Source organism: Micromonospora maritima, assembly GCF_902825405.1.
GTDB lineage: Bacteria > Actinomycetota > Actinomycetes > Mycobacteriales > Micromonosporaceae > Micromonospora > Micromonospora maritima.
The window spans coordinates 1-11011 of record NZ_CADEAU010000157.1 but is presented as its reverse complement, the minus strand read 5'-3'; the positions used below and the strand labels follow the sequence as shown (position 1 = coordinate 11011).

Below are 11011 nucleotides of genomic sequence, written 5' to 3'. Positions count from 1 at the left end.
GTCGGCCGGCGCGCCCACCGCCGGTGCCCCGGGCGGCACCGGATCCGACACCGCCTCCTCGGCCGCGGAGACCCGGTTCGGTTCCCCGGGCCACGTCGACGCCGGGGCCGGGGACTCGGGCCGACCCGGGCCGGCACCGGAGGTGGCCCGATGATCGCGCTGGTACGGCTGCGGTTGGCCGGCTTCGTGCGGACCGGGCGGGCGCTGGCGCCGCTGCTGGCCGGCCTGCTCGTCCTGGGGATCCTGCACGGCGGCGGTCGGGCCCGGCCCGCGGAGGCCTACGGGGTCTCCGCGGTGGTGCTGTTCCCGGTGCTCGCCTGGCAGACCAAGATCCTGCTCGACGTCGAACCGGACGTGCAGCGCCGTCTGGCCCGGGTGGTGGTCGGGCCGGTGCGGGAGCGGCTCGCCGGCCTGCTCGCGGCGTTCCTGGCCGGGCTTGCCGTGGTGGTGGTCGCGTTGGTGGTGCCGTGGCCGCTCGGCGGGGTGACGCTCGCCGCCGGGTCGGGGGAGCGGTCCGCCCTCGTCGGGGTGGCCCTCGGGGTCTGGGCACACCTGCTCGCCCTGCCGGCGGCGGTGGCGCTCGGCGCCCTGGCCAGCCGGGCGATCACCCGCAGCGCCGGCTACGGGGTGGCGGTGCTGGCGGTGGGCACGGTCGGGGTGGTGGTGTTCGGCCTCTCCGACTCGGTGGCGCCGTGGCTGGTCCCGCCGGTGATGGCGACCGCGCGGGCGGTGACCGGCCCGGTGTCGGCCGGTGTCGGTCTGCTCCTGACCGGCTGGGCGGTGCTCTGGGCGGCGGTGGCGCTGGCCGGCTACTCCTGGGGCCGCCGCACCCGGGCCTGACCCGGGCGGGTGACCGGGAGCACACGGGGCGATTTGGCGCTGCGCGAGGCGTCGCGTAACCTGGTCCGGTAGTTCCACCCAAAGACCGCTGGTCACCGTGCCCCGCACGGTCGAAGGTCCCGCGACGACGGGCGACCCGCGCAGGGCGGCAAGCGAAACTCGGTGTCACGCACGGTCCGCCGACTGTGCCCGTGCCGCCGGCCCTCGCCCCGTGCGCCCTGCGCCGGGGCTTTTCTCGTTGTCGTGGTGCCTCCGCCGCCGTCGCTCCGTCGTCGGCGTGCCAGCTCCGAGTAACGAGAGAGGAGGGACATGGCGGACAAGCCGATCCGGGCCGACAAGGCCACGGCCGTTGCCGAGCTGACCGAGAGCTTCCGCGCCGCGGGAGCCACCGTGCTCACCGAGTACCGCGGGCTCACGGTTTCGCAGCTCACCCAGCTGCGGCGCTCGCTCGGCAAGGAGACCAGCTACACGGTCGCGAAGAACACGCTTGCCAAGCGTGCCGCGGCCGATGCGGGCATCTCCGGCCTCGACGAGCTGTTCACCGGTCCTACCGCGCTGACTTTCGTTTCGGGCGACGTCGTCGAGGCGGCGAAGGGGCTTCGCGACTTCGCGAAGGCCAACCCGAAGCTCGTCATCAAGGGCGGTGTCTTCGAGGGCAAGGCCATTTCCGCGGCCGAGGTCACGAAGCTTGCCGACCTGGAGTCCCGCGAGGTGCTGCTGGCCAAGCTGGCCGGCGCCATGAAGGGCAACCTGAGCAAGGCCGCGGCCCTGTTCCAGGCTCCGCTCTCCAAGGCCGCCCGCGCGGCGGCCGCCCTGGCGGACAAGAAGCGCGAGCAGGAGGGCGCCGAGGCGGCCTGAGGCCCTCCCGGCGCACCACGTTCTTAGTTTTCACTTGCGAGAAAGGACGCCAGACATGGCGAAGCTCAGCACCGACGAGCTGCTCGACGCGTTCAAGGAGATGACGCTGATCGAGCTCTCCGAGTTCGTGAAGCAGTTCGAGGAGACCTTCGAGGTCACCGCCGCGGCGCCGGTCGCGGTCGCCGCCGCCGGTGGTGCCGGTGGCGCCGCCGCCGCCCCGGTCGAGGAGGAGAAGGACGAGTTCGACGTCATCCTCGACGCCGACGGTGGCAAGAAGATCCAGGTCATCAAGGTCGTGCGTGAGCTGACCGGCCTGGGCCTCAAGGAGGCCAAGGACCTGGTCGAGGCCGCTCCGAAGGCCGTCCTGGAGAAGGCCAACAAGGAGACCGCCGAGAAGGCCAAGGCCAAGCTCGAGGGCGAGGGCGCCAAGGTCACCCTCAAGTGACCTTGCGTTGACCTGACGCGCGTCCGGCTCACGTGAGCCGGGGCACACCGCGTCGCGGCGGGCGGTGATCCGGGAACGGATCGCCGCCCGCCGTGTTGGTGGTGCCCGGTGGCAGTGGCGTGAGCAGGGCGTACAGGTTCCTCGCACCGGCTTCTCAGCGATGCCCGCCGGTAGCCCGTGGGTGGGAAAGACACCCCGAGCGGTAACCGGCCCTTGACGCGACACCGGCCCGGCAGGCACGCTGACATCAGCAAGACCTTCCGCGCTTGCAACGGCCGCCTCTCGGGTAAGGCAACGGCAGCACCACCGCCGCGGCACCCGAGCGGACCGGCAGGAGCGTCGCGTTCCGAGCGGCCCGGTGGACCCGGTTTTTCGAGGTCCCAGGGCTTGTTCCGCGACGACCTGCGGGGTGGGCTGGACAGCGGTTAGCCTCTCGGCTACACTGCTAGTTTGCGCTGCCTTCCGACTTGACCCCTGCTCGGAAATGTCCGTTTGCGGATATTTCTGGTGGGGTCATTGGAGTGCACGCGTACCAGCCGTTCTGCAGCACCGGTCCTCGGAAGGACGCATCTTGGCAGCTTCCCGCCCTGCGAAGACCAGTCGTACGTCGAGCGCATTCGCGCCCCGCCGAGTTTCTTTCGGTCGGATCACCGAACACCTCGAGGTCCCCAACCTCCTCGCCATCCAGAACGAGTCCTTCGACTGGCTCGTCGGCAACGAGGCTTGGCAGGGCCGGTCGGCGGACGACCCGCACGCACGCTCGGGTCTCGCGGAGATCCTCGACGAGATCAGTCCCATTGAGGACTTCTCCGGCACCATGTCGCTCTCCTTCTCGGCTCCGCGCTTCGACGAGGTCAAGGCCTCGATCGAGGAGTGCAAGGAGAAGGACCTGACCTACTGCGCGCCACTGTTCGTGACCGCGGAGTTCACCAACAACACCACCGGCGAGATCAAGAGCCAGACGGTGTTCATGGGTGACTTCCCGATGATGACGCCGAAGGGCACCTTCATCATCAACGGCACCGAGCGCGTCGTGGTCAGCCAGCTCGTCCGCTCGCCGGGCGTCTACTTCGACAAGCAGCCGGACAAGACCTCCGACCGCGACCTCTCCAGCGTCAAGGTCATCCCGAGCCGGGGTGCCTGGCTGGAGTTCGACATCGACAAGCGCGACACGGTCGGTGTTCGCATCGACCGCAAGCGTCGCCAGGCCGTCACCGTCCTGCTCAAGGCCATCGGGTGGTCCGCCGAGCGCATCCGTGAGAAGTTCGGCTGGTCCGAGCTCATGATGACCACGCTCGAGAAGGACCACATCGCCGGCCAGGACGAGGCCCTGCTCGACATCTACCGGAAGCTCCGCCCTGGCGAGCCGCCGACCCGTGAGAACGCCCAGACCCTGCTCGACAACCTCTTCTTCAACCCGAAGCGGTACGACGTCGCCAAGGTCGGGCGCTACAAGTTCAACAAGAAGCTCGAAGTGGACGTGCCGATCACCACCGGCACGCTCACCGAGGACGACATCGTCGCCACCGTGGAGTACCTCTGCCGGCTGCACGCCGGTGAGGAGGGCTACGAGGCCGACGACATCGACCACTTCGGCAACCGTCGCCTGCGTACCGTGGGCGAGCTGATCCAGAACCAGGTCCGGGTCGGTCTCTCCCGGATGGAGCGGGTCGTCCGCGAGCGGATGACCACCCAGGACGTCGAGGCGATCACGCCGCAGACCCTGATCAACATCCGCCCCGTGGTGGCGGCGATCAAGGAGTTCTTCGGTACGTCGCAGCTGTCCCAGTTCATGGACCAGACCAACCCGCTGGCGGGTCTGACCCACCGGCGCCGGCTGAGCGCGCTCGGCCCGGGTGGTCTGTCCCGTGAGCGGGCCGGCTTCGAGGTCCGCGACGTGCACCCGTCCCACTACGGCCGGATGTGCCCGATCGAGACGCCGGAAGGCCCGAACATCGGCCTGATCGGCGCGCTCTCCACCTTCGCCCGGGTCAACCCGTTCGGCTTCATCGAGACGCCGTACCGGAAGGTCATCGACGGTCGGGTCACCGACCAGATCGACTACCTGACCGCGGACGAGGAGGACCGGTTCGTCAAGGCGCAGGCCAACGCGCCGCTGCGGGCCGACGGCACGTTCGCCGAGGACCGGGTCCTGGTCCGCCGTAAGGGCGGCGAGACCGAGGACGTCGCGCCCGGCGCCGTGGACTACATGGACGTGTCGCCGCGGCAGATGACCTCGGTCGCCACCGCGATGATCCCGTTCCTGGAGCACGACGACGCCAACCGCGCGCTCATGGGCGCGAACATGCAGCGTCAGGCGGTGCCGCTGGTCAAGGCCGAGGCCCCGCTGGTCGGCACGGGCATGGAGTACCGCGCGGCCGTGGACGCCGGCGACGTGGTCGTCGCCGAGGTCGGCGGTGTGGTCGAGGACCTGTGCGCGGACTACATCACGGTCCACCAGGACGACGGCCACCGCCGGACGTACCTGCTGCACAAGTTCCGCCGCTCCAACGCCGGCTCCTGCGTCAACCAGAAGCCTGTCGTCTTCGAGGGCGACCGCGTCGAGGCCGGCCAGGTCATCGCCGACGGTCCGTGCACCGACGAGGGCGAGATGGCGCTCGGACGCAACCTGCTGGTGGCGTTCATGTGCTGGGAGGGCCACAACTACGAGGACGCGATCATCCTGTCGCAGCGCCTCGTGCAGCAGGACGTGCTCACCTCGATCCACATCGAGGAGCACGAGGTCGACGCCCGGGACACCAAGCTCGGTCCGGAGGAGATCACCCGCGACATCCCGAACGTCAGCGAGGAAATGCTCGCCGACCTCGACGAGCGCGGCATCATCCGGATCGGCGCCGAGGTCGTCCCCGGCGACATCCTGGTCGGCAAGGTCACGCCGAAGGGCGAGACCGAGCTGACCCCCGAGGAGCGGCTGCTCCGCGCGATCTTCGGTGAGAAGGCGCGCGAGGTCCGCGACACCTCGCTGAAGGTGCCGCACGGCGAGACCGGCACGGTCATCGGCGTGCGTACCTTCTCCCGCGAGGACGGCGACGAGCTGCCCCCGGGCGTGAACGAGCTGGTGCGGGTCTACGTGGCCCAGAAGCGCAAGATCCAGGACGGTGACAAGCTCGCGGGCCGCCACGGCAACAAGGGCGTCATCTCCAAGATCCTGCCGATCGAGGACATGCCGTTCCTGGAGGACGGCACCCCGGTCGACATCGTGCTGAACCCGCTCGGTGTGCCGTCCCGGATGAACATCGGTCAGGTCCTGGAGACCCACCTCGGGTGGGTGGCCAAGACCGGCTGGAGCGTCGACGGTGACGACGAGGAGTGGAAGCGCCAGCTCAAGTCGATCAACGCGCACGAGTCCGAGCCGGACACCAACGTGGCCACCCCGGTCTTCGACGGTGCCCGCGAGGAGGAGATCTCCGGCCTGCTGGCGTCGACCCTGCCCAACCGGGACGGCAACCAGCTGATCGGGCGCACCGGCAAGGCGCAGCTGTTCGACGGTCGCTCCGGCGAGCCGCTGCCCGACCCGATCGCGGTCGGCTACGTCTACATCCTGAAGCTCAACCACCTGGTCGACGACAAGATCCACGCCCGCTCGACCGGCCCGTACTCGATGATCACGCAGCAGCCGCTGGGTGGTAAGGCGCAGTTCGGTGGCCAGCGCTTCGGTGAGATGGAGTGCTGGGCCATGCAGGCGTACGGCGCCGCCTACGCCCTGCAGGAGCTGCTGACCATCAAGTCCGACGACGTCCTGGGCCGGGTCAAGGTCTACGAGGCGATCGTCAAGGGCGAGAACATCCCCGAGCCGGGCATCCCGGAGTCGTTCAAGGTGCTGCTCAAGGAGCTGCAGTCGCTGTGCCTCAACGTCGAGGTGCTCTCCAGCGACGGTGTGGCCCTGGAGATGCGCGAGACCGACGACGAGGTGTTCCGCGCCGCGGAGGAGCTGGGCATCGACCTGTCCCGGCGCGAGCCGAGCTCGGTCGAAGAGGTCTGAGGCGGTGATTCGGGGGCCGGCTCGCCGGCCCCCGATCCCGCCCGTTAGCTAGCAGTACAGACGACGACATAGGGGACACAGTGCTCGACGTCAACTTCTTCGACGAGCTGCGCATCGGTCTCGCCACCGCCGACGACATCCGTCAGTGGTCCCACGGCGAGGTCAAGAAGCCCGAGACCATCAACTACCGCACCCTCAAGCCGGAGAAGGACGGGCTCTTCTGCGAGAAGATCTTCGGTCCGCAGCGGGACTGGGAGTGCTACTGCGGTAAGTACAAGCGGGTCCGCTTCAAGGGCATCATCTGCGAGCGCTGCGGCGTCGAGGTGACCCGCTCCAAGGTTCGCCGGGAGCGGATGGGTCACATCGAGCTGGCCGCTCCGGTGACCCACATCTGGTACTTCAAGGGCGTGCCGAGCCGGCTGGGCTACCTGCTGGACCTCGCCCCGAAGGACCTCGAGAAGATCATCTACTTCGCCTCGTACGTCGTGACGAGCGTGGACGCCGAAGCGCGTCACCGCGACCTCTCGACCATCGAGAACGAGATCCTGGCCGAGAAGCGGCAGTCGGAGAACAGCCGCGACTCGGAGATCGAGAAGCGGGCCGCCAAGCTCGAGGCCGACCTGGCCGAGCTGGAGGCCGAGGGCGCGAAGGCGGACGTCCGGCGCAAGGTCAAGGAGGGCGGAGAGCGCGAGATGCGCCAGATCCGCGACCGGGCCCAGCGTGAGATCGACCGCCTCGACGAGGTCCTCGACACCTTCCGCAAGCTGGAGCCGAAGCAGCTGGTCACCGACGAGCTGCTCTACCGCGAGCTGCGCGACCGCTTCGGTGAGTACTTCACCGGCAGCATGGGCGCCGAGGCCATCAAGGCCCTGGTCCAGAACATGGACCTGGAGGCCGAGGCCGAGAACCTGCGCGAGACCATCCGCTCCGGCAAGGGCCAGCGGAAGATCCGCGCGCTCAAGCGGCTGAAGGTCGTCGCGGCGTTCCAGAACACCCGGAACTCGCCGCTCGGCATGGTGCTGGACTGCGTCCCGGTCATCCCGCCGGACCTGCGCCCGATGGTGCAGCTCGACGGTGGCCGCTTCGCGACCTCCGACCTGAACGACCTGTACCGGCGTGTGATCAACCGGAACAACCGCCTCAAGCGGCTGATCGACCTCGGCGCGCCCGAGATCATCGTCAACAACGAGAAGCGGATGCTCCAGGAGGCCGTCGACGCGCTGTTCGACAACGGTCGTCGTGGCCGTCCGGTCACCGGCCCGGGCAACCGGCCGCTGAAGTCGCTGTCCGACATGCTCAAGGGCAAGCAGGGCCGGTTCCGCCAGAACCTGCTGGGCAAGCGCGTCGACTACTCGGGCCGTTCGGTCATCGTGGTCGGCCCGAAGCTCAAGCTGCACCAGTGCGGCCTGCCCAAGCAGATGGCGCTGGAGCTGTTCAAGCCGTTCGTGATGAAGCGGCTGGTGGACCTCAACCACGCGCAGAACATCAAGTCCGCCAAGCGGATGGTCGAGCGGCAGCGGCCGGTCGTGTGGGACGTGCTGGAAGAGGTCATCGGCGAGCACCCGGTTCTGCTGAACCGCGCGCCGACCCTGCACCGCCTGGGCATCCAGGCCTTCGAGCCGCAGCTGGTCGAGGGCAAGGCCATCCAGATCCACCCGCTGGTCTGCACCGCGTTCAACGCCGACTTCGACGGTGACCAGATGGCGGTCCACGTGCCGCTGTCCGCCGAGGCCCAGGCCGAGGCGCGGATCCTGATGCTGTCGTCGAACAACATCCTCAAGCCGGCCGACGGCAAGCCGGTCACCATGCCCACCCAGGACATGGTCATCGGCCTCTACCACCTCACCCACCTCACTCCGGGGGGCAAGGGCGAGGGCCGGGCGTTCAGCTCGGACGCCGAGGCGCGGATGGCGTACGACAACGGCGAGCTGCACCTGCAGACCCCGGTGAAGATCCGGCTGCACGACGTGGTCGGTGTCGACAACGGCGCCGGCGCCGAGCCCTGGACCGCCCCCGAGGGCTGGACCGAGGGCGAGCCGGTGACGGTGGAGACCACCCTGGGCCGGGTCCTGTTCAACGAGACGCTGCCCCCGGGCTACCGCTTCGTGAACTACGAGATCCGCAAGGGCCAGCTCTCCGCGATCGTCAACGACCTCGCCGAGCGCTTCCCGAAGGTGGCCCTGGCGGCCACCCTGGACGGGCTCAAGGAGGCCGGTTTCCACTGGGCCACCTGGTCCGGCGTCACCATCGGCATGGAGGACGTCATCGCTCCGCCGCGCAAGCGGGAGATCCTGGAGCGGTACGAGAAGGAAGCCGACCGGATCGACAAGCAGTACCAGCGTGGTCTGATGACCGCCGAGGAGCGTCGCGGCGAGCTCATCGAGATCTGGACCAAGGCGACCAACGAGGTCGCCAAGGAGATGGACACCGCGCTGCCGCAGGAGAACCCGCTGTGGAAGATGATCAACTCGGGTGCCCGCGGTAACCTGCTCCAGCTCCGGCAGATCGCGGCTATCCGTGGTCTGGTGGCCAACCCCAAGGGTGAGATCATCCCGCGGCCGATCAAGGCCTCGTACCGGGAGGGTCTGTCCGTGCTGGAGTACTTCATCTCCACGCACGGTGCCCGGAAGGGTCTCGCGGACACCGCCCTGCGTACCGCCGACTCGGGTTACCTGACCCGGCGTCTGGTGGACGTCTCGCAGGACGTCATCATCCGCGAGGAGGACTGCGGCACCGACCGGGCCATCCCGATGCAGATCGGTGAGCGGGTCGACGGCAAGCTGGTCGTGCACGAGCACGCCGAGACCAGCGTGCACGCCCGGACGCTGGCCGACGACATCAAGGGGCCGGACGGCACCGTGGTGGCCCACCGGGGTCAGGACATCAACTCCATCGGCGTCGACGCGATCGTCGCCGCCGGCGTGGAGACGGTGCGGGTGCGCAGCGTGCTCACCTGCGAGTCGAAGCTGGGCGTCTGCGGTGCGTGCTACGGCCGCTCGCTGCCGACCGGCAAGACCGTGGACGTCGGCGAGGCGGTCGGCATCATCGCCGCCCAGTCGATCGGTGAGCCGGGTACGCAGCTGACGATGCGTACCTTCCACACCGGTGGTGTCGCGGGTGAGGACATCACCCAGGGTCTGCCCCGTGTCCAGGAGATCTTCGAGGCCCGGGTGCCGAAGGGTAAGGCGCCCATCGCCGACACCCCGGGTCGCATCCGGATCGAGGACGGCGAGCGGTCCCGCAAGATCGTGGTCATCCCTGACGACGGCAGCGACGAGATCGTCTACGACAAGATCTCGAAGCGGGTCCGGCTCCGGGCGCACGACGGCGACCACGTCGAGGTCGGCGAGAAGCTCACCGAGGGCACCATCGACCCGCACGAGCTGCTGCGCATCCTCGGCCCGCGCGCGGTCCAGGTCCACCTGACCCAGGAGGTCCAGGAGGTCTACCGCTCGCAGGGTGTGCTCATCCACGACAAGCACATCGAGATCATCATCCGCCAGATGCTCAAGCGGGTGACGGTCATCGACTCCGGCTCCACCGAGTTCCTGCCGGGTGTGCTGGTCGACCGGGCGCTGTTCGAGTCGGAGAACCGCCGGCTCGTCGGCGAGGGTGGCGAGCCCGCCGCCGGTCGCCCGGTGCTGATGGGTATCACCAAGGCCTCGCTGGCCACGGATTCCTGGCTGTCGGCGGCCTCCTTCCAGGAGACCACCCGGGTGCTGACGGACGCGGCGATCCACGCCCGCAGCGACTCGCTGATCGGCCTCAAGGAGAACGTGATCATCGGTAAGCTCATCCCGGCCGGTACGGGCATCAGCAAGTACCGCAACGTCCGGGTCGAGCCGACCGAGGAGGCGAAGGCCAAGGTCTACTCGATGACCGGCTACCCCGAGACCGACTACGGCTTCGGGCCGGCCAGCGGCCAGGCGGTGCCGCTGGACGACTTCGACTTCGGGTCGTACCGCTAAGCAGTAGGCAACGACGAGGCCCCCGGCGGATGCCGGGGGCCTCGTCGCGTCCGGGGGTGGTCGGCGTTGATCGACCCGGGGTCCGAGGCGGACACCGCTGTCGCGCCGGGCTGGTGCAGGGGCCGGGAACGGGAGGCCGGGTCGGGGCATGATGGAGGGCATGACGACCGTGCCCGGGCAGGTGCCCGTCGTGCCACAGGCGCAGCGCCATCCGCACGACCCTGAGCCGGTCCGCTCGACCAAGGCCCGTGCCGTCTTCGCCCTCGGGCTCATCGGGGCGCTGACCGGCTTCTTCGTCGGCGGGGTGGTGCCGGCGACCATCGCGCTCACGCTGGCTCGCCAGGCCCGCCGCGAGGCGTACGTGTCGGGGGGATACCTGACGGGTGCCGACTGGTTGCGTCGCGGCGAGCGGCTGGCCCGGATCGGGCTGGTGCTGACCGCCGTCGTGGTGGTGGCCGCGGTGGTGATCGGGCTGGTCCGGCACGCCGACGCCTCGTTCGGGCACGACTACGCGCCGAACTTCGACTGACCCGGCGGGGGAGCGGCACCGCGCCGGCCCACCCGGTGGTGACCGGCGACGGTAGCCTGGCCGGTGTCCGCCGCGCGGCGGGTGAGCCATGTGGACAGGAGGACCCCGTGACGGAACCGGCTGCGCCGCCGGGAGGCGACCCGAACCGCCCCGGTGCCGGGCCGGATCCCGCCGCCCCGCGAACGCCGGAGCCGGTGAGCCCGTGGGCGCCGCCGACCGCGCACGGAGAGCACTCCGCCGACGCTTCCGGCCCGTCGTCCGGGACGACCCCGCCCGGGTACGCCCCGACGCCGACGGGCCCCCCGTCCGAGCCGTCCTCCGCCGCGCCGTTCACCGGCCCGCCGCCCGGTCCGTCCTCGGCCCCGCCC

General features: G+C 69.6%; 6 protein-coding genes. All 6 read left to right on the top strand.

The features are described from left to right. The first annotated feature begins 150 nt into the window (after positions 1–150). A complete protein-coding gene (locus HUW36_RS16055) occupies positions 151–840 on the top strand; it encodes a hypothetical protein (RefSeq protein WP_174528913.1) in 690 nt (229 codons plus the stop codon). Positions 841–1149: 309 nt separating this feature from the next. After that, entirely contained in the window at positions 1150–1698 is a 549-nt protein-coding gene (gene rplJ / locus HUW36_RS16050; RefSeq protein WP_174528912.1) for a 50S ribosomal protein L10, read from the top strand. 55 nt (positions 1699–1753) lie between these two features. After that, a complete protein-coding gene (rplL, locus tag HUW36_RS16045; RefSeq protein WP_174528911.1) occupies positions 1754–2143 on the top strand; it encodes a 50S ribosomal protein L7/L12 in 390 nt (129 codons plus the stop codon). Between the two features lie 571 nt (positions 2144–2714). Beyond that, on the top strand, positions 2715–6146 hold the full coding sequence (gene rpoB, locus HUW36_RS16040; RefSeq protein ID WP_174528910.1) for a DNA-directed RNA polymerase subunit beta: 3432 nt from the start codon (positions 2715–2717) through the stop codon (positions 6144–6146). An 80-nt stretch (positions 6147–6226) separates the two neighbouring features. After that, positions 6227–10114, top strand: a complete 3888-nt coding sequence (locus tag HUW36_RS16035) for a DNA-directed RNA polymerase subunit beta' (protein WP_174528909.1) — start codon at positions 6227–6229, stop codon at positions 10112–10114. A 160-nt stretch (positions 10115–10274) separates the two neighbouring features. Next, the gene (locus tag HUW36_RS16030; RefSeq protein WP_174528908.1) at positions 10275–10643 is read left to right on the top strand and encodes a hypothetical protein; all 369 of its coding nucleotides are present in this window, start codon (positions 10275–10277) and stop codon (positions 10641–10643) included. The last annotated feature ends 368 nt before the right edge of the window (positions 10644–11011 follow it).

Excerpts from the sequence above, each read along its gene's own strand:
- HUW36_RS16055 (WP_174528913.1), top strand. The coding sequence starts at position 151 with ATGATCGCGCTGGTACGGCTGCGGTTGGCCGGCTTCGTGCGGACCGGG.
- rplJ (WP_174528912.1), top strand. The coding sequence starts at position 1,150 with ATGGCGGACAAGCCGATCCGGGCCGACAAGGCCACGGCCGTTGCCGAG.
- rplL (WP_174528911.1), top strand. The coding sequence starts at position 1,754 with ATGGCGAAGCTCAGCACCGACGAGCTGCTCGACGCGTTCAAGGAGATG.
- HUW36_RS16030 (WP_174528908.1), top strand. The coding sequence starts at position 10,275 with ATGACGACCGTGCCCGGGCAGGTGCCCGTCGTGCCACAGGCGCAGCGC.